Origin of the sequence: Pseudoalteromonas sp. NCCP-2140 (assembly GCF_023708065.1) — a bacterium.
GTDB lineage: Bacteria > Pseudomonadota > Gammaproteobacteria > Enterobacterales > Alteromonadaceae > Pseudoalteromonas.
Window position 1 is genome coordinate 370,274 of the sequence record NZ_BRCZ01000004.1, and the last position, 20,960, is coordinate 391,233.

General features: G+C 41.6%; 13 protein-coding genes. 10 read left to right on the forward strand and 3 right to left on the reverse strand.

Going from position 1 to position 20,960, the window contains the following annotated elements; translation table 11 throughout:
- Positions 1-7 precede the first annotated feature (7 nt).
- The 10 genes from malQ to rluF all read left to right on the forward strand — a co-directional run bounded on the left by malQ (position 8) and on the right by rluF (position 16,330).
- Positions 8-1,984 (forward strand): 4-alpha-glucanotransferase, encoded by a 1,977-nt coding sequence (malQ, locus tag NFU46_RS10785; RefSeq protein WP_251601754.1) that lies wholly within the window; start codon positions 8-10, stop codon positions 1,982-1,984.
- Entirely contained in the window at positions 1,984-4,221 is a 2,238-nt protein-coding gene (glgB, locus tag NFU46_RS10790) for a 1,4-alpha-glucan branching protein GlgB (protein WP_251601756.1), read from the forward strand. Before malQ ends, glgB begins: the two co-directional genes overlap by 1 nt.
- Positions 4,211-6,268 (forward strand): glycogen debranching protein GlgX, encoded by a 2,058-nt coding sequence (gene glgX / locus NFU46_RS10795; protein ID WP_251601758.1) that lies wholly within the window; start codon positions 4,211-4,213, stop codon positions 6,266-6,268. The genes glgB and glgX overlap by 11 nt, the downstream gene beginning before the upstream one ends.
- Positions 6,261-8,783, forward strand: a complete 2,523-nt coding sequence (locus NFU46_RS10800) for a glycogen/starch/alpha-glucan phosphorylase (protein ID WP_054562382.1) — start codon at positions 6,261-6,263, stop codon at positions 8,781-8,783. The genes glgX and NFU46_RS10800 overlap by 8 nt, the downstream gene beginning before the upstream one ends.
- Positions 8,784-8,801: 18 nt before the next feature.
- Positions 8,802-10,103: a glucose-1-phosphate adenylyltransferase gene (gene glgC, locus NFU46_RS10805; RefSeq protein WP_054562381.1), complete on the forward strand. Its 1,302-nt coding sequence runs from the start codon at positions 8,802-8,804 to the stop codon at positions 10,101-10,103.
- A gap of 123 nt (positions 10,104-10,226) precedes the next feature.
- Positions 10,227-11,765, forward strand: a complete 1,539-nt coding sequence (locus tag NFU46_RS10810) for a glycogen synthase (protein ID WP_251601760.1) — start codon at positions 10,227-10,229, stop codon at positions 11,763-11,765.
- Between the two features lie 91 nt (positions 11,766-11,856).
- The gene (locus NFU46_RS10815; RefSeq protein ID WP_054562379.1) at positions 11,857-13,071 is read left to right on the forward strand and encodes an EAL and HDOD domain-containing protein; all 1,215 of its coding nucleotides are present in this window, start codon (positions 11,857-11,859) and stop codon (positions 13,069-13,071) included.
- A 7-nt stretch (positions 13,072-13,078) separates the two neighbouring features.
- Positions 13,079-14,161: a DUF418 domain-containing protein gene (locus NFU46_RS10820; protein WP_251601762.1), complete on the forward strand. Its 1,083-nt coding sequence runs from the start codon at positions 13,079-13,081 to the stop codon at positions 14,159-14,161.
- A 43-nt stretch (positions 14,162-14,204) separates the two neighbouring features.
- The gene (locus tag NFU46_RS10825; RefSeq protein WP_251601764.1) at positions 14,205-15,296 is read left to right on the forward strand and encodes an ABC transporter substrate-binding protein; all 1,092 of its coding nucleotides are present in this window, start codon (positions 14,205-14,207) and stop codon (positions 15,294-15,296) included.
- An 89-nt stretch (positions 15,297-15,385) separates the two neighbouring features.
- Positions 15,386-16,330: a 23S rRNA pseudouridine(2604) synthase RluF gene (gene rluF, locus NFU46_RS10830; RefSeq protein WP_251601766.1), complete on the forward strand. Its 945-nt coding sequence runs from the start codon at positions 15,386-15,388 to the stop codon at positions 16,328-16,330.
- A 73-nt stretch (positions 16,331-16,403) separates the two neighbouring features.
- Here the strand turns inward: rluF and NFU46_RS20475 are convergent, their stop codons facing one another.
- The 3 genes from NFU46_RS20475 to NFU46_RS10840 all read right to left on the reverse strand — a co-directional run bounded on the left by NFU46_RS20475 (position 16,404) and on the right by NFU46_RS10840 (position 20,853).
- The gene (locus tag NFU46_RS20475) at positions 16,404-16,535 is read right to left on the reverse strand and encodes a hypothetical protein (RefSeq protein WP_285835542.1); all 132 of its coding nucleotides are present in this window, start codon (positions 16,533-16,535) and stop codon (positions 16,404-16,406) included.
- Positions 16,536-16,696: 161 nt separating this feature from the next.
- A complete protein-coding gene (locus NFU46_RS10835) occupies positions 16,697-19,768 on the reverse strand; it encodes an efflux RND transporter permease subunit (protein WP_251601768.1) in 3,072 nt (1,023 codons plus the stop codon).
- A complete protein-coding gene (locus tag NFU46_RS10840) occupies positions 19,768-20,853 on the reverse strand; it encodes an efflux RND transporter periplasmic adaptor subunit (RefSeq protein ID WP_251601770.1) in 1,086 nt (361 codons plus the stop codon). The genes NFU46_RS10835 and NFU46_RS10840 overlap by 1 nt, the downstream gene beginning before the upstream one ends.
- Between the last annotated feature and the right edge of the window lie 107 nt (positions 20,854-20,960).

Below are 20,960 nucleotides of genomic sequence, written 5' to 3' on the forward strand. Positions count from 1 at the left end.
TGTTTTGATGCAGTCACTTTCGCAGTTATATTACCTGCATGGCATAGGCTATGAATATACTAAATACACTGGTGAGCATGTTATTTTCGATGAAAGTACACGCAGGCAGGCGCTTAGTTGTTGTGGCATAGATATCCAAGATAATGATGCAATTAATCAACTTAATTTTGCATTAGATGCAGGTACTTGGCTGAATTTGTTGCCTCATACAAGTATTATTGAGGCACACCACCCAATTTTGAAAGTGCGCGTTGATGAGCGTTTGTTATCACGCTCATGTACTCTAAGCGTGCCTTCTTTGGATATTAAATTTACCCGTGAAAATCTTCAAGGCTTAGCTATTCTTGGTGACTATGGTCTAAACGGTATTCGTTATCTTGAGCTTGCTTTACCAGTCCCAGAAATGCCAATTGGTTATCATGATGCGCTCATTACTGTGGCAGATCAGCAATCTCACAGTCAGCTATGGATCACACCTAAAGAAAGCTTCTCTATTGATGACAAAAAGCGTTTGGGCTTATCCATTCAGCTTTATAGCTTATGCAATGAAGAGGGGTTAGGAATTGGTGACTTCGCTGACTTAACAAAGCTTATTAAAGCAGCGGCGACTAAAAATATGGATTATGTGTTGCTTAATCCACTGCATTTACTGTTTGAACACAGCCCAGAGAGGGCTAGTCCCTATAGTCCAAATAGCCGAGCGTTATTGAACCCGCTGTATATTGCAGTGTCATTATGCGAAGACGCCAAAAATAATAATGCACTTATTAAATTGTTAGCGGATAAACCGCAAACCGATGCGACTTACATTGATTATACATCAGTTAGTGACTTTAAATATCAAGTGTTTAGCTGTTTATATCAACACTTTTGTGAATTTGGCTCAGCAGAGCGAAAACAGCAGTTCACTCGTTTTTGTGAAACCCATAAACACAGTCTTGCAACTATGTTGGTTGGGGACCGTGATTATGCTAGCTATTTACAATGGCAAGCTCACCTTCAATTAAATATCTGCCAGCAAGCTGCCCGTGACAGTGGTATGGCAATTGGCCTTATTAATGACTTAGCCGTTGGCTGTGCAGGTGATGGTAGTGAGTTCAAGAGCCAAAATGAATTATTTGCCGAAAATGCACATGTTGGAGCTCCGCCAGACCCTTGGGCTGAACATGGTCAGAATTGGGGCTTACCGGCACTTAATCCACAAAAGTTAAGTAAAGACAATTTTGCTTTTTATCGCTCACTTATCCGCGCCAATATGGAAGATGTTGGTGGTCTTAGAATTGACCATGTTATGGCGATACGCCGACTTTGGTGGTGTTTTGAAAATAACTCCCAGCAAGATGGTTGTTATGTCTATTATCCCTTTGAACAACTATTAGCAATTCTAAAGATTGAATCTCACCTCAATCAATGTGTGGTGATTGGCGAAGATTTAGGTGTTGTACCTAATGAAGTGCGTGAAGCACTAAAAGCAAGTGCAATCTATTCAAACGGGTTGTTTTACTTTGAAAAGGACCACCAAGGTGAGTTTTTAGCGGCTGAGCATTTTGCTCCTCATAGTCTTTTAATGATAGCCAACCATGACGTACCACCATTCAAAGGCTGGTGGATTGGCCATGATATTACGATTAAACAACAATATGGTTTGCTTGATGATGAGCAAACTCGGGCTCAATTCGATGCGAGAAACATTGAAAAGCATCGTATGCTTAATTTTATCGCACGAGAGTCAAACCAGCATTTATCGTTAGAAACAGATGCCTTTACGGTTTATGAAGCGTTAGCATCCTCATTAGCGGCAGCACCAGCAAAGCTATTTACTATTCAAATAGATGACTTAGATCAGCAAATACTGCCTGTAAATATCCCCGGTACTGATAAAGAGTACCCAAATTGGCGGCGTTTATTGTCGCGTCCAGCGGCGCAGATTATCGAAGCGCAACAGTCATTCTTAGCCAATTTAATTTCGATAAGGAATCAATAATGCGAAGTCGTGTTCGTCAAGAGCAAAGTGCACAACCTGTTATTTATCAAAAACAAATCGATGCATTAGCCAGTGGTTGTTTTAGAGATCCTTTCAGCTTTCTTGGAGCGCATAAAAGTGGCCCTACAAGCTATGAAATTCGTTGCTTTTTGCCTGGCGCAAGCAGTGTTTCGATTCTGCTTGGTACAGAAAAAATCGTTGCGCAGCAACAAGGTGATAGTCATTTATTTATCGCAAATATCAAATCAAAAACTAAGCCTGACTACCAGCTAGATGTTAGCTATAGCAATGAATTTACTCATCAACAATACGATGAGTACAGCTTTGAAAGCAGCTTAGATGAACAGGCAATGTATCTGTTTAATGAAGGCAGTTTAGAGCATGCGTATCAACATTTTGGTGCACATTTTGTGACTCAACAAGGCGTTGATGGTGTTCGCTTTACAGTGTGGGCGCCGAATGCCAGTAGTGTATCGGTTATTGGTGAATTTAACTATTGGCAGCGTAATCGTCATTTTATGCGTTTTCATCCTGCCAGTGGGGTATGGGAGTTATTTATTCCTGGGCTTAAAGAGCATCAATGCTATAAATTTGCTATCACCACTCTAACAGGAGAAGTGCTTGATAAAGCCGATCCCTTTGCGTTTAAGATGCAACAAGCACCGGGTACGGCGTCAGTACTACAAAAGCTAAAAACAGGTATTCAGCTTTCTGAAAAGGCATTAGCAAATCGTGCAAAACGAAACAGTATTGATGCGCCTGTTAGTATTTATGAAGTGCATGCGGGTTCTTGGCAAAGAAGAGATGATGGCGAGCGTTATCTCACATGGCGTGAACTTGCTGATAATCTTATTCCTTACACAAAAGAGCTCGGTTTTACGCATCTACAATTAATGCCAATCAGCGAGTACCCATTTGATGGTTCTTGGGGTTATCAACCTGTTGGATTGTTTGCCCCGACCAGTCGCTATGGCAGCTTTGAAGATTTTGTTTACTTCGTCGAGCAATGTCACGAAGCCGATATTGGCCTTATTCTTGACTGGGTACCAGGTCATTTCCCGAGTGATCCTCATGGTTTACATCGTTTTGATGGCACCCATCTATACGAACATGCTGATGTTAGGCAAGGTTTTCACCCTGATTGGAATACCTATATCTACAATTATGATCGCGCAGAGGTTCGTAGCTTCCTAATTGCGAATGCAATGTATTGGCTGCATGAATTTGGCATTGATGGTTTACGCGTTGATGCGGTTGCCTCAATGCTTTATCTAGACTATAGCCGTGAAGAAGGGCAATGGGTTGCAAATCAATTCGGTGGCAGAGAAAACTTAGGCGCCATTGAGTGCTTAAAACAAGTCAATATGCGCTGCTATGCAAAAAATCCGGGCATTATGATGGTGGCCGAAGAGTCAACAGCATGGCCAGGTGTTACGCGCCAAGTAGACCATGATGGTTTAGGTTTTGGTTATAAGTGGAACATGGGCTGGATGAACGACAGTTTGCATTATATGCAGCGCGATTCCATTTACCGTTCGCATCACCACCATGAAATGACGTTTTCGATGGTTTACGCCTACAGTGAGAATTACATTCTACCGCTTAGCCATGATGAAGTGGTGCATGGTAAAGGCTCATTAATTGAAAAAATGCCAGGGGACGACTGGCAAAAGTTTGCAAATTTACGTGCATACTATGCCTTTATGTGGGCGCATCCAGGTAAAAAATTATTGTTTATGGGTGCAGAAATCGCCCAGCGTAAAGAGTGGAATCACGACCAATCGCTTGATTGGCATTTACTTGAACATATTAGCCACAGAGGCATGCAGCAAACGATTAAAGATTTAAATGCTGTATACACTAGCACGCCAGCTTTATACGAGCAGGATACCAGCCCTGCGGGTTTTGCGTGGCTTGATAGCAATAATGCTGAGCAAAGTATGTTTAGCTTTATTCGCTATGCAAAAAAAGCTGAAGATTTTGTGGTGGTGATCTGTAATTTAACGCCGCAGGTGTATCACGACTACGTGATTGGTGTGCCAAAAGCTGGTACCTATCAAGTTATTTTGAATACCGACAAAGAGGATTATTTTGGTTCCGGCGTTGAAGCAACTAATCATGCAGAGCAAATAATTGTAAGCCAAGCGAAAGAAAGTCATGGCTTTAATCAAAGTATTAGTGTTTCTTTGCCTGGCCTTGCGACAATTTACCTTAAGAAGGTGAGCGATGAGTCATAGTGTCGAACTAGAAGTCGGTGTGAGCTCACCTTTAGGGGCGTCTGTTGTTGGTGAGGGCGTAAACTTTGCTGTGTACGCACCACAAGCACAACATATGTCTCTGTGCTTATTTGATAGCAGCGGTCATTCAGAAATTCTTACCCTTGCGATGCATATGAACGAAGGTGGCATCTGGACACTGAAAGTGAGCCCTTTGAAAAGTGGCGCCTTGTATGGCTTTCGGGCTGATGGTGAGTACGCACCCGAAAAAGGACTATTTTTTAATAATCACAAATTGCTGTTAGACCCGTATGCTCGAGATTTGTATGGTGAGTTTACCTGGAGTGAACGTCACTATGGGCAAATGCCTGTAGGAAAGTTAAGTCAGGTTAATAATGCCATTGATATGCCAAAATCACGTGTCCGTGAACTGGCACCTTACACAGGTAAAAAACCCAATCATTGCTGGGGAAAAACGGTTATTTATGAGTGTCATGTGGTTGGTGCAACATGCCGCCACCCTGAGATCCCAAAACCGTTACAAGGTAAATTTTTAGGTTTAAGCCACCCTAGCTTTATTGAACATCTACGTACTATTGGTGTGACTTGCTTAGAGTTATTACCCGTTCATGCTTTTATCAGTGAGCAGTTTTTAACAGCCAAAGGCTTACAAAACTACTGGGGCTACAACACACTTAATTTCTTTACACCGCATAAAGAGTATCTGGTTAATGATGATATTAGCGAGTTTCAAGAAATGGTGGCGGCGCTTCACAAAGCAGATATCGAAGTAATACTCGATGTGGTTTATAACCACACTGCAGAGGCGGGCACAGATGGACCTATCTTGTCGCTACGTGGCTTAGACAATCTAGGTTACTACCGCACCGTTGCTGATAAACCCCAGCATTATATTAATGATACCGGCTGTGGTAACACCGTAAATATTGATTCGCCTCGCTCTTTACAGCTGGTACTTGATAGCTTGCGTTATTGGGTTGAAGTGATGGGAGTCGATGGCTTTCGTTTTGACTTAGCGACCATTTTAGCGCGTAACCCAAATGGTTTTAATCAGGCGCATGCGTTTTTCCAAGCGATTAATCAAGACCCAGTACTAAGCCAAGTTAAACTGATTGCAGAGCCGTGGGATATTGGCCCCGGTGGATACCAATTAGGGGCTTTTCCTGCGCCTTGGCGTGAATGGAATGATAAGTATCGCGATACGATAAGACGCTTTTGGAAACAAGAGCAGGGCGTAATTGGAGAGCTTGCAAAACGTTTACATGGTTCGTTTGACTTGTTTGAGCACAACCTACGTGGGCCACTTAACAGTATTAATTTCATCACCAGTCATGATGGCTTCACGCTTGCTGATTTAGTCAGCTACGAGCATAAACACAACGAAGCCAATGGTGAGCAAAATCGTGATGGCCACAGTGGCAATCACTCATTCAATTGTGGTGTCGAAGGGTTTACCAACGATCCACAAGTGAGCAAATTACGCTTACAACAACAAAAAAATATGCTGTTAACTTTGTTACTTTCTAAAGGCGTGCCTATGCTTTCATTAGGAAGCGAAATGGCACACTCACAAGGCGGTAACAACAACGCCTATTGTCAAAACAATCGTACAAGCTGGCTTGCATGGAAAGACTCTCAATTCAGTCATCCTCTAACTCGATTTATTGACGATGTACTGCGCATTCGTAAGCAGTTCAGCATTTTTAAACACCGCTTTTTTGTTCACGATAATGACCCACGTTATGAAGTCGCGTGGTTCACCGAATCAGGCTCCAATATGCAACAAGACGATTGGCATCAAGGTGATCGCCAAGTGTTGATATACAGCCTGACCGACAAGCATACAAATCAAGCTTTATTGATCATATTAAATGCAGGATCAGAGCCGGTAACGTGCCAACTTCCTAGTTTAGATAAAGGAAAGTGGCAGTTAGCACTGACCAGCATTCATCCTATGTCGACACAATTTGTTGATAAGGAACACCAGATTGCTGCAATGAGCAGCTGGGTTTTTACCGCCAATTCAGAGGATCTAAATCATGGCTAAAAATGCCGATCAAGTATGTATTGTAAAGGGCTGGCAGGATGCGCCTACAGTTGATGAAAGTACACTAGATGATGACTTATCACGCCATTTTTATTACACCCTTGGGCGTGACAAAGTGGGTAAATCACAGCTGTATTTATACCATGCATTAGCATTAACTATTCGTGACCGATTAGTTGCTCGTTGCCGTGTGACCAAACAGCAAATCCATGAACAAAAACGCCGTAAAACAGCTTACTTATCACTTGAGTTTTTAATGGGGCGTGCTCTTGGTAATGCGATTTTGAACTTAGACTTAGATGAGCAAGTCGCTAAAGCGTTACAAGAATACTGCACAGAGCTCGAGCAAGTTGCTGAGGCTGAGCACGATGCAGGCCTTGGTAATGGTGGTTTAGGGCGCTTAGCTGCATGCTTCTTAGATAGCTGTGCAAGCCTTGCACTACCTGTGGTTGGTTATGGTATTCGCTATGAATACGGCATGTTTAATCAAGCTATTGAAAATGGTCATCAAATTGAACAACCAGATAACTGGCTACGTGAGGGACACCCGTGGGAACTAAGTGCACCTGAGCAATCAAAGCGCGTAAAATTCTTTGGTCATGTTGAAAGTTATACTGATAAATATGGTCGTGAGCACCGTCAATGGCTAGATTCTCATGATGTTTTAGCTGTGCCTTATGATGTGCCAATTCCGGGTTACAAGAATGATATTGTAAATACCTTACGTTTATGGAAATCAGAAGCAACAGACGAATTTGATTTGAGCGAATTTAATGCGGGTAGTTACTCAGAAGCAGTAGCGCGTAAAAACTTAGCTGAACAAATTACCATGGTTCTTTACCCGAATGACAGCAGTGAGAACGGTAAAGAACTGCGTTTACGTCAGCAGTACTTCTTATCATCAGCGAGCTTACAAGACATTATTGACACGTGGGTTAGCAAACATGGCGAAGACTTCTCTGATTTTGCTGATTACCATGTTTTTCAATTAAACGATACACATCCAAGTATTGCTGTCGCTGAGCTTATGCGTATTTTGGTTGATGAGTATGAGCTAGATTGGCAAGAAGCTTGGTCTATCACGACTAAGACCATGGCCTATACAAACCACACTTTACTTCCTGAAGCATTAGAGAAGTGGTCAGTATCTTTATTTGCTCGATTATTGCCGCGTATTTTAGAAATTATCTACGAAATCAATGCACGTTTCCTCGCTGAAGTTGCGTTAGCATGGCCAGGTGATGTTGAAAAACAACGTGCGCTGTCGCTTATCGAAGAAGGCCCTGAGCCACAAATTCGCATGGCATATTTAGCGATTGTTGGTAGCTATTCGGTGAATGGTGTAGCTGCACTTCACACTGAGCTACTTAAAGCGGGCCTATTCAATGAGTTTTATCAGCTATGGCCTGAAAAATTCAACAACAAAACCAATGGTGTAACACCTCGTCGTTGGTTAGCACATTGTAACCCTGAGTTGGCTAAACTGCTTAATCAACATATTGGTGATGAATGGGTTGCAGACTTTAGTAAAGTTAGTCAGGTACGTCGTTTATATGACGACCCTAAATTCCATAAACAATGGCAAGCTGTAAAACACAGCAATAAGCAACGCCTTGTTGAGTTAGTGAAAAACCGCTGTGGCGTAGAGTTTGATGCCGAAATGATGTTTGACGTGCAAGTGAAACGTATTCACGAATATAAGCGTCAGCTATTAAACGTATTGCACGTTATACACCTTTACGACCGTATTCGCCAAGGCGATACAGCAAACATTGTTCCTCGTTGTGTGCTATTGGGCGGCAAAGCTGCACCAGGTTACTACATGGCGAAGAAAATTATTAAGTTAATTAATAACGTAGCAGAAGTGATCAACAAAGATCCGCTTGCTAAACCGTATTTAAGAGTTGCTTTTTTACCTAATTACAACGTGACAGCAATGGAAACTATTTGCCCAGCGACGGATTTATCTGAGCAAATTTCTACAGCAGGTAAAGAAGCATCTGGCACAGGTAACATGAAGTTCATGATGAACGGCGCATTGACTATAGGTACGTTAGATGGCGCTAACATCGAAATTCGTGATGCTGTGGGTGCTGACAACTTCTTCTTATTTGGTGCACGTGCAGAGCAAATTGATGATATCAAAGCGCACTATAATCCTGAGCAGATTATTCACCAAACTGACAGCCTCTATAAAGTAATGCAATTACTTGAGAGCGGTCACTTCAATTTGTTTGAGCCTAATTTATTTGACGACATTATTGCGGCGATTAAGAGCCCGCACGATCCATGGTTAGTTGCTCATGATTTTGCCAGCTTTGTAGAAGCGCAAGAGCAAGTTGAACAAGCCTACTTAGACACTGCTCACTGGACCAAAATGAGTATTTTGAATACTGCAGCCAGTGGCATGTTTTCGAGCGATAGAACCATTAGTCAATACAGTGAAGATATCTGGCATTTGGAGCCATTACTGGACACTAGTGCACAGCAAAACACACAGAAGAAAAGCAGCTAGCTTAAGACGGAGAGAGTTATGCCAAGTTATGCAAACCGATACATAAGTAGTTTAACCAGAGAAACGTATGCCCTAATTCTTGCCGGTGGACGTGGCTCACGTTTACATGAATTAACAGACTGGCGTGCTAAACCAGCAGTCTATTTTGGTGGTAAACACCGAATAATCGACTTTCCATTGTCGAATTGTATTAATTCAGGTATTCGTCGAGTTGGTATTGCTACTCAATATAAGTCGCACTCGTTAATTCGTCACGTAAACCGTGCATGGGGTCACTTTAAGAAAGAATTGGGTGAATCTGTAGAGATTTTACCTGCATCTCAGCGATATGGTGACGAGTGGTATTGCGGTACAGCTGATGCGGTATTCCAAAATATGGATATCATCCGTCATGAACTGCCTAAGTATGTCATGATCCTCTCTGGTGACCATGTATATTGTATGGACTACGGCGGTTTGTTGGCAAAACATGTTGAGACAGGTGCTGATATGACGGTTTGTTGTATTGAAGTACCTTGCGAAGAAGCTGCAGATACATTTGGTGTAATGACGGTTGATGAAAGCAATCGTGTCCGTCGTTTTGATGAAAAGCCTGCTGAGCCAACGTCTGTACCGGGTAAACCAGGAACCTGCTTAGCATCAATGGGTAACTATATTTTCAATACTGAGTTCTTATTTGAACAATTGAAAAAAGACGCAGAAACGGAAGGCTCAGGCCGTGATTTCGGTCACGATATCATCCCAGCTATCATCGAAGAGCATAACGTGTTTGCATATCCGTTTAGAGACTCTAACACAGATGGTCAACCATACTGGCGCGATGTGGGTACGCTTGATTCATTCTGGGAAGCTAACATGGAGCTGGTAATGCCAGAGCCTCAGCTTGATCTTTATGATCCAAAATGGCCAATCTGGACTTATCAGGAGCAGTTACCACCTGCTAAGTTTATTTTTGATGATGATGACAGACGTGGAATGGCTGTTGATTCAACAGTTTCGGGTGGCTGTATTATCTCTGGCTCTAAAGTTAAAAAGTCACTGCTGTTCTCGAATGTATATGTTCACTCATTCTGTGAAATTGAAGAGTCTGTGATTTTACCTGGTGCGAAAATACAGCGAAATTGCCGAATTAGGCGTGCTATTATTGACCGTAATTGTGAGATCCCAGCAGGCCTAGAAATTGGCTACGATCACAAAGCTGACAAAGAAAATGGCTTTAGAGTCTCGAAAAAAGGGATTGTGTTGGTAACTCGTGATATGTTGAATGAACTTGCAAAAAAGTTAAAACAACAAGAGCAAGATAATAAACGACTTGCTTAAGCAATCGCGTTAAATGAAAAAGGGAGGGCATGTCCCTCCCTTATTTATATTTGAATAATACCAATTCGCTTAATTAAGTATTATTGCTGATTGGTATAACAGTTTTATGGAGTACTGCAAAGCATGCATGTATTGATGGTAGCTGCAGAGAATGATGCATTACCGAATGCAAAAGTCGGTGGTGTAGCGGATGTTGTTAGAGATTGCCCTAAAGCGTTAGTAGAAAAAGGCCTTACTGTTGATGTGGTGATCCCTGATTATGGCTTTGATTATTTAGAGCGTCATCACATAGGTGTAGTACATGTGCCATTTGCAGGTCAAATGCAAAAAATGGATGTGTGGAAGCTCGCTCAAAGTGATGAAGGTGTAACGCAACTGCTTATATCTCATTGGGAATTTAGTCGCCATAATGGTGCTGTTTATTGTAATGATGAACCAGGCCGCCCCTTTGCAACCGATGCAAGTAAGTTTGCTCTTTTTAATGCTGCTGTTTGTGAAGCTTTATTACAAGGGCTTATCCGCACGCCGGATGTTGTGCATTTACATGATTGGCACAGTGCTTGTGTTGCTCTATTACTAAAAACAGACAGCCGCTATAAAAAACTATCGCACTTATTTTTAGCTTACACAGTACATAACCTTGCATTGCAAGGGATACGCCCTTTCAAAGGCGATAGCTCAAGCCTTGAAGCCTGGTTCCCAAGTCTAGGTTATAACGGCGAACGGTTATGCGATCCACGTTATTTTGATTGTTTTAACCCAATGCGCAGCGCAATTAATCTAGTGGATAAAGTTCATCTTGTATCGCCAACTTATTGCCAAGAAGTATTGCGCCCTAGTGATGCAGAAAAAGGCTTCTTTGGTGGTGAGGGGCTTGAAGCTGACCTACAAGCTGCTTATGAACAAGGCCGCGTAGTGGGCATTCTTAATGGTTGCGAATACCCTGGAATGAAGCTTGAGGACATTAGTTTAGCGAGCCTTTATCAACATGCCGAAAATGCATTATTTCAATGGATGGCAAAAAGTCCGGTCTTAGATTCAAGTTATTACTTAGCGCATCAACGCTTACTTAAATTTAAAACTCAGCCGTTTTCAGGGCCATTAGTAACCAGTGTGGGCCGTTTAACGGACCAAAAAGCACTGTTACTTCGCCAGCCTTTTGATAAAGGACTGGTGTTAGATGAGTTGTGTCAGCGCTTAAAACAACATAACGGCTATATGATTATTTTAGGCTCAGGGGATGCTGAACTTGAGCAAATTATGACATCGGTTATGGCTCGCCAAGAAAACCTGCTATTTTTAAAAGGGTACGCACATTTTGTTGGCGAATATATGTATCACTTAGGCGATTTATTTTTAATGCCAAGTTCGTTTGAGCCATGTGGTATCAGTCAGATGTTAGCAATGCGAGCAGGTCAGCCATGTTTAGTCCACGGGGTGGGTGGTTTGCGTGATACGGTAGAGCATCATGTGAGTGGTTTTAGTTTTCAAGGTGAGAGCTTAGTATCACAAAGCTACGAACTTGTTACTAGTTTTAGCGATGCGCTTGAGCTTAAAAAATCACAACCAGAACAATGGTGTGCAATATGTGAACAGGCTAAAAATGCCCGTTTTACGTGGCAATCCGTTGCAGAAGGCTATTTATCAGGCTTATATCAATAAAAAATGCGTGATTCATGGTAATTAAGTGACTTTTTTGTCAATTTCAGCTATTAATTACTTAGTGTGAGATAAAATATAAAAAGTAGGTAAAGTGGCTGTATTTGTTGCTAGGCAAGCGGTCTTTAATCGTCGTCAACAAGTTGTCGCCTATGAGCTACTATTTAGAGATAGTTTAAAAAATAGTTTTCCTGATGTGTCAGAGAGTACGGCAACGGCTCGGCTGATTATGGAAAACCAGCTCAATTTAGGTACCCGTCATATTACGTCGGGCAAAAAAGCATTAATTAATATAGGTCCAGAGTCTTTGAAGCTGGACCTTTGCGCGTTTTTGCCAACTCAAGATGTGGTGATTGAGTTACTCGAAACCATGGAACCTACCGACGAAAATTACGAATATTGTCGCGAGCTTTTTCACAACAACTACAAGTTGGCACTGGATGATTTTGTCTACCAACCTGAGTGGGATCGCTTTTTAAAACTTATTCGTCTTATCAAGTTTGATGTACAGCAAACACCCTTTGAAGAAATTGCCCCTGTTGTAAATAAGCTTAAAAAACATAAAAAAATAAAGCTTTTGGCAGAAAAGCTTGAAACAGCCGATGATTACGACAAAGCTTATAAAATGGGCTTTGATTTTTTCCAAGGTTATTTCTTTGCTAAACCTAAAATGATTCAGCATCGTGATATTGATTACAACTACGCACTGGTATTATCAATTTATGCTGAAGTCATGCGCCCAGACCCAAATATAAGCGAAATTGCGGGCTTGTTCTCGTTAGATACCGCACTTGCCTATAAATTGCTGCGCTTAATTAATAGCGGCGTGTTTCCTATTAAAAGCAAAATTGGCTCTCTAAAACAAGCGCTTGTATATTTAGGCCATGAACGACTGAAAAAGTTTGTTAGCCTAATTATTACTGCCCACAGTGCCCAGTCAAAACCAGCCGAGCTTACTCGGCTTTGTGTTGTTAGAGCGCGCTTTTGCGAATTAATAGCGCAGCGTGTTGCTAAGCAACAAACTGGTGAGGCATTTTTAACGGGGCTGTTTTCATTACTCGATGCCATATTAGATCAGCCAATGGAAAAGCTATTGGATCGATTGCCGTTTCCTGACGAAATTCATGCTGCTCTCATGCAAGAAAAAAATATCCTCTATTACATACTAGAAACCGTCAAAGCTTACGAAACTGGCAGTTGGTGGGCACTCGAACAGGCTGTTGCCTATCTAAGTATTGAAAGTGCTGACCTTCCCAAGATATACGAAAATGCGGTAAATTGGAGCGATAGCTGCAGACAAAACCTATAAGGGATTTATGCGCAATATAAATATGGATGTTTTACGGGGTATTGCAGTACTCGGCTTGATGTTTATGAATATCTACACTTTTGCCGTGTTCGAGTACGATTATACCCCAAGTGCTACACCACCATTTTCAGATTCACTAATTCACATTTTTAATACTGCTTTTATTGATGGGCGCTTTAGGAGCCTTTTTTGCTTGTTATTTGGTGCGTCTTTAGTTATTCAATGGCAGCTTTGGCAAAGCGTCGAGAAGCAACATAGGCGACTAAAAGTTTTGGCTTTTATAGGCCTTGCCCATGGTTTTTTATTGTGGGCTGGCGATATTTTGTTTATTTATTCTTGTGCAGGCTGGTTAACGCTTAAATTTAGCCAGCAAGATGACGAAAAAATACTGCGTATGGGCATGCTGTTTTTACTTCTTGGTGCCTTCATTTCATTTTTACTCTCCTTTATAGAGCCAGAGTTTAGCCCTGTAACGAGAAGCTCTGAGAGTTTTTTAATGGCATATGACGCGGCTTATTCTTCTTATTTTGCAGGGTTTGTCAGTAACTTCTTGATTTTTATAATAATGCTTATTGCTGTGCCACTCATCACAATGTGGATGGCTGCAGGGTTAATGCTGGTGGGCGTTTATTTATATAAACAAGGGGTATTTGTTCAAGGTTTAACACACTCTCAGCTTAAGTTGATTACTGCTGCAGCGATAAGTTTAACGGCTCTAAGGTTGATGATAGAGCCTGACCAAAGTGTATTCATGTACGCGGTTGCTGAACCAATTAATTGGCTTGCTGCTTTAGCTATGGCCATTTGTTATTGCCACATCATTGTGAAAATAGTTAAAAACTCCCCCTGTAACTGGTTATTGCTACAGCAAGCCGGTCGCATGTCATTAACGCTATATCTAATGCAAACAGTGATTTTTATTCTGTTTTTTAAAGTCGCATACCCAACCGCAGCACTTAATTTTGATCGCATGGATTATTGGTTGGTCATTGCTGTTGTGCTTGTTTTTCAATTGTTTTTTTGTAAAGTGTATAGTCAGTATTTTACACATGGTCCGTGTGAATTAATTTGGCGAAAATTGTCTAGATAATTCCTCGTATACTACAATCAAAGAAAAACAAAGCGGAGTGGTAATGCGAGTTTGCTTGTTGGTTTTTACATTGCTTTGCTGTTCACCACTTTATGCTGGCGAGCAACTCTCTGTGCTGTTAGTTAACCCCTCAGTTAAAACTGATTTGTTTTGGCAAAAAGTGACTAATGTGATGCAGGTTGCTGCCAAGCAAAATAATGTTTCTCTCACAACGATTTATGGCGGTGGAAATCGCCACATTCAATTAGCCGAACTCAAACAATACCTGCAATATAAGCCCAAACCTGATTACGCAATTTTAATCAATTACCCAGGTGGTGCAGAGCAGTCAATGAGCTTGCTTGAACAACATAAAGTGAATTTTATCACCCTTGAAGAAACGATTGTTGGCGTAGAGCGTGACGAAGTGGGTAAACCCAGTCAGCGCTTTAAGTATTGGTTAGGTGAAGTATTTCATGATAACTTCAAAGCGGGTGAGCAACTTGGCAAAGCCTTACTTGATGAGGCGATAAATACAAAACAAACGCCTCACTTTGTTGCGATTAATGGTCATTATGGCACAGAGTCAGACACCCGCAGTGACGGCCTTGTTCATTATTTACGAAAACAAGATGTTGAGCTTGAGCAAGTTGTGTATGCCAGTTGGAATAAGCAAGAAGCCGAGAATAAAGTGAGCCGATTATTACAACGATACCCAGATACGAATGTGATTTGGTGTGCATCTGATTTGATGGCGCAAGGTGCCCTAGAAGCAGTCAAAGGTAAAAAAGATAAAGCCTATTTCATAGGTGGCATTGATTGGCTTGATGATAATTTAGACTTAATAGAACAACAAAAACTCACAGCCAGTGTTGGCGGGCATTTTATGATGGGAGCATGGGCTTTAATTAGCGTGGTCGATCATCATAATGGCAACCCTTATTGGCAAAATCACGATGAGATTAAGTTTCAGCTTGGGGTGATCACAAAGCACAATATTCAAAGTTACAGCTGGCTAAGAAACATCAAAGATTGGTCGGTTATCCCTTTTGAAACCTTCTTACTGCAAAACAGCAAAAGCACTGAGTACGCCTTCGATTTTGATACGCTACATAGTTTATTGAGCGAAAGGCCCAAAAACGCAGCGCAACACTAAAAGTGTAGTCAAAGAGCCTAGATTCTACCTAGCTTGGTAAAGGCTTCTGGTATAAACTAGCGGCTTTAAAATCCAGACAGAAGTGTGCCATGACAGAGTTAAAGCGATTAAATAAATTTATCAGTGAAACAGGTTTTTGTTCACGCCGTGAGGCAGATAAATATATTGAAGAAGGTCGTGTTACTGTTAACGGCAACTTGCCTGAAATGGGCGTAAAAGTTAGTGACGCCGATGATGTACTTATAGATGGCAAACCTTTAAAAGCAAAGCCTAAGTTGGTTTATATTGCCTATAACAAACCTGTTGGCATTACTTGTACAACAGAGCGAAAAATTCAAAGCAATATTGTTAAAGCCGTTAATTACCCAGAGCGTATTTTCCCAATCGGACGCTTGGATAGACCTTCAGAAGGCTTAATTTTCTTAACTAACGAAGGCGACATCGTTAATAAAATTCTTCGCGCTGGTAATAATCATGATAAAGAATACGTAGTGACCGTTGATAAGCCACTTAATCGCCAGTTCGTGAATAAGATGGCAAACGGTATTCCTATCCTCGATACCGTTACTAAAAAGTGTAAGGTCAAGCAAACTGGCCCACAGCAATTTACCATTGTACTAACACAAGGCTTAAACCGCCAAATACGTCGTATGTGCGAATATTTAGGTTATGAAGTGGTGACACTAAAGCGCACACGAATTATGAACGTGACCCTAAAGGGTTTAAAAGTAGGGCAGTGGCGTCATTTAACCGAACAAGAAATGGCTGAGATCAATAACTCAATTGCCGACTCAGGTAAAACGGAAGAGCGTTCGATTGATGAAAACAAACAGCCAACGCAAGCTCGTGCTAAGCAAAAGCCACGCAATGAAGAAGAAAAAAAGCGCGACTTTTCTAAATACGTGAAAAAAGCACGCAGTGATGCTAAGCAAGGTCAATCAAGATCAAAGGCTGGCAATTCACATTCATCAAAACAAAATCAAACGAAGCGTAGCAGTACCAAACGCACAGGCACATTAAGTCTGAAAAAGTAAGCTCAGCGCATTAGAGCCCTGACTAGTATTTACTCGTAATCTTCAGGGTTCTTCAATGATATATAGTGCAACCTCAGCCTTTATCAGGATATATAGCATCAGCTTCCCAGAGGTCTCCTCTTGATTGAAAGTCTTTTATTAAATCAGCAGCAATAGGTATTACAAAGCTGATAATTAAATAGACACCCACTTTATTTAAAACCATAAGCTGAACACCAAAAATAGACACCCATTAAAACTAAGTGGTTAAGCAGAATAACTAGTAACCCACCATAACTAGACACCCACCTCAACTCGTGTGTTAACTCAGCAGAAAAAAGCCCTAACAGTTTGCTGATAGGGCTTTTGGTTGAGAGTCAATCTGTATTAATTAGCGTGACGCTGTTTAGGTACTTTGATCTTAAACAGCATGGTATAGAGCACAGGCACAACAATTAGTGTCAGCACTGTCGCAAAACCAAGACCAAACATAATGGTTACCGCCATTGACTGGAAGAACACGTCAAATAGCAGTGGGATCATGCCTAAAATGGTGGTAATTGCAGCCATCGCTACAGGGCGAACACGGCTTACACCTGAGTCGAATACTGCTTTGTAAGGGTCTTTACCACTATCGAGTTCAAGATTAATTTGATCAACTAATACAATGCCGTTTTTAATGAGCATACCGCTTAAGCTCAGTAAGCCAAGCAGAGCCATAAAGCTAAATGCTGCATTCATTAGTAATAAACCAGCTGATACACCCACAATGGCTAGTGGCACTGTTGCCCAAATCACTAAAGGCTTTTTAACTGAATTGAACAGTAACACTGTGATTGCGAACATGGCTAAGTAACCAAGAGGTAATGAACCGAAAATAGCTTTTTGCGCATCTGTTGACGATTCATATTCGCCGCCCCATTGCAATTCATAACCACGTGGTAGTTCAATAGCTTCTATGTCTTTGCGAACACGTGCAAACAGCTTCGCTGGAGTTTCATCGCCAATGACATCGTGGTCGGCCATTACAGTGATGGTACGCTTACGATCACGTCGCATGATCAAGCTGTCTTCCCACTCAACAACAAAATCATCAACCACTTGTGTCACCGGTACAAATACACCTAACACTGGGCTGTAAATTTGTAAGTCTCGCAGGCTTTCAACGTTTAAGCGCTCTTCAGCAGGTGAGCGAGCAATAATTGGCAGCATTTGTGTGCCGTCTTTATAAACACCCACTTGTTTACCCGATAAGCTAGTTAACAGCAGTTGATCAAGGTCAGATTTGGCAATTCCTAAACGACGGGCTTTTTGCTCGTTAAATTGCGGACGAATTAACTTTGAGCGAGCACGCCAATCGTCACGAATATTAAATGCTCCCGCATCTTGATGCAGAATATCTTTCGCCTCTTTTGCTAACTGGCGAAGTACCACAGGATCAGCACCAGAAAAACGCGCTTCAATTTTTGCATCTGTTGATGGGCCAATTTCCATACGTTTAACTTTTAGCTGAGCATCAAGTACATGTTCATGTTGGTAATCGCGTACTTTTTTGATCATGGTTGTAACAGCGTCGCGGTCTTTTACTCGAATAATCAATTGCCCATAAGCTGGGTATGATTTTTCAGGTGCGTAAGTCAGCATGAAACGCGGTGCACCTTGACCAACCGTTGTGGTTATTTCTTCAACTAATGGGTCGGCTTGTAAGAATTTTTCGAGCTTTGCAACACCATCCATTGTGGTATGAATATCAGCGCCTTGTGTATGCCAATAATCGACATAAAACATAGGAGTATTCGATGCAGGAAAGAACGACTGCTTGATAAATTTAAAGCCATAAACTGAGCTAACAAGCAGGATCACCATCAGCAGTAGCGTGGTTTTACGGTACCGCATTGCTGTATGTAACACGCCTTTATAAACATTAAAAATAACACCTTGATAAGGGTCTTCATCGTGATGCGGCTGTTTTTCAGTGGCTTGCTTAAACATTAAATCAGCGAAGAAAGGCGTTAAAGTAATAGCTGTTATCCAGCTTAGTAACAATGAAATAAACAACACCCAGAACAAGCTGCCAGCAAACTCACCACTGGCATCTGAACTCAAGCCAATCGGCGCAAAGGCAGTAATTGCGATGACCGTAGCCCCCAGTAATGGCCACTTGGTTTGATTAACAATATTAGTCGCCGCTTGCAGTTTTGTTTGTCCGCGCTTGAGGTTAATTAATATACCTTCGGTAACCACAATGGCATTATCTACCAGCATCCCTAAGGCAATGATTAAAGCACCAAGCGAAATTCGCTGTAAATCAATGGCAAATAACTTCATGAAAATGAAGGTACCGAGTACGGTCAGTAGGAGTATTACACCAATCAATACGCCGCTCTTAAAGCCCATAAAGACTAAAAGCACGATAATAACAATGGCAACGGCTTCAAGTAGGCTGATAATAAAGCCACTTACTGACTTTTCTACTTCAGCAGGTTGGTTATAAACGCTGTTTATTTCCATACCATGTGGTCGTTGATATTCCAGTGACGCTAAATGGGCATCAATATTTGCGCCTACATCAACAACGTTAACGCCTGTGCTAAATGACACGCCAACCAGTAATGCTTGCTGTTGGTTATAGCGAATAATATTGTTAGGGACTTCGGCGTACTCACGAAAAACGGTAGCAACATCACCTAAGTAAATAAGCTCATTTTCACCTGGCTTAGAAATAAGTAAGTTTTCGAGCTCTTTTACGTCTTTAAATTCACCGGTTGGGTGTAAGCGAATTGATTCATCGCCAACGCGGACTTTACCTGCGTTCGACACGCTATTTTGAGTTTGTAAAAGCTGATAAATACGATTAGGCGAAATACCTAATTGGGCAAGTTTGCGGGTTGAAATCTCAACCATGACTTGTGCTTGTTGCTCACCACCCACGGTTACTTTACTAACGCCATTAACTAAAACCAGTTCACGTTTTAAATAATCAACGTAATCTTTAAGCTCATCGTAAGAATAACCATCACCAGTGACTGCATACATCACTCCGTATACATCACCAAAGTCATCCATAATTTTACTAGGATAAACACCAGAGGGCATCGACGATGCTTGATCATTGATTTTGCGACGCAACTCATCCCATATTTGACGTAAGTCTTGTTTACGATAATTGCTTTTCATCTCGACGGTAATTTGCGATTTACCCGGTGATGAAATACTGGTTACGTAATCAACATACGGTAGCTGTTGAATTGCATTTTCAATAGGGAAGGTGACTTCTTCTTCAACCTGCTGTGGTGACGCGCCCGGATAAAGGGTGATCACCATGGCTTTTTTTAGGGTGAATTCAGGGTCTTCTAGTTGTCCTAAGCCAAAGTAAGCGACGGTTCCACCAATCAGTAAAAACAGCGCGAACATCCAGCTAATGACTTTTCTTTCAATAGCAAGTGCTGCAAAGCTCATTATAAGCCTCGCTCTTTTTGCCATGGACGCACTTTCATACCTTCTTCTAAAAAGTGCACGCCAGCAGCCACAACGATTTGGCCTTCTTTAATACCTGAAAGTACTTCAATGCCATCACGATGTAACTGGCCAACTTCAACAGCTTGCTTGTGCACTAAACCGGTGTTTTCGTCATACAGCCACACATAGCTGTTGTTGTTTTCAGACTCAGTAGGCTCAGAGAATACCGCCTCAACAGGCAGTAATGTATAAGGTGATTGTGAGCTGGTGATTTTGCTTAAATCTATATCAACGCGGCCAGTCATACCGGCAAGTAGGTTAAAGTCTTCTGGCACAGGCAATGAAAACACAACTTTATACGTTAAAGTAATTGGGTCGGCTTGGGTATCAAACTCTTTAACTGTTAATTGATATGACTTGTTTGGGTAACCATCAAATACAACTTCTGGTTGGTAATGTACGTCTTTATCGATACGTGCAATGAGCTTTTCAGGCACTTGAATAACCACATCCATTAGATCGCGAGTTTCAAGGCGAAGGATGTTTTGTTTTGCTTGAATATTTTCAAAGTTTTTCACAAATACCTTTGCCACAGTACCGGCGAACGGCGCGCGTAATTCACTATTATCAAGGTTGGTTTTGGCAATTTTTAGCGCTGACTCAGCAACCTGTTTATTGGCAAGGGCTTGGTCTAACTCAGATTGACTGGCAATAGAGCGGTTAAAAAGCTTTTGCACACGCTCAAGTTGAGACGCAGCAAGTTCAAAGCGTGCTTTACGTTCTTCGTACTGCAGTTGAAAATCTTCAGGATCCAGTTTTGCTAAAAGCTCTCCCTTTTCAACGTGTTGGCCCGCAAGAGCAGGGAACTCAAGTAACTCACCATTTACTCTAAAAGCGAGATAGGAACCTTGGTTAGCAACCACTTCAGCAGGAAAGCTGCGAATGCTTTGCTCTGAATTATTGCCAATATTAAAAAGTTTAACAGGACGTACTACCGGCTCTACTTCACCTTGCTGTGCTTGCTCTGAACATGCCGCAAGAAGCAATAACATGCTGCTCATTAACGCGGCGGTTGCCAATCTCATTGTCTTCTCCATAGATAAGAAAGCATAAATTTGCTGCAGGATACGCTGCAAAGATATAAAATAAAAATTATTAAATTTTAGAAACAGCATAAATTTTATTTATATAG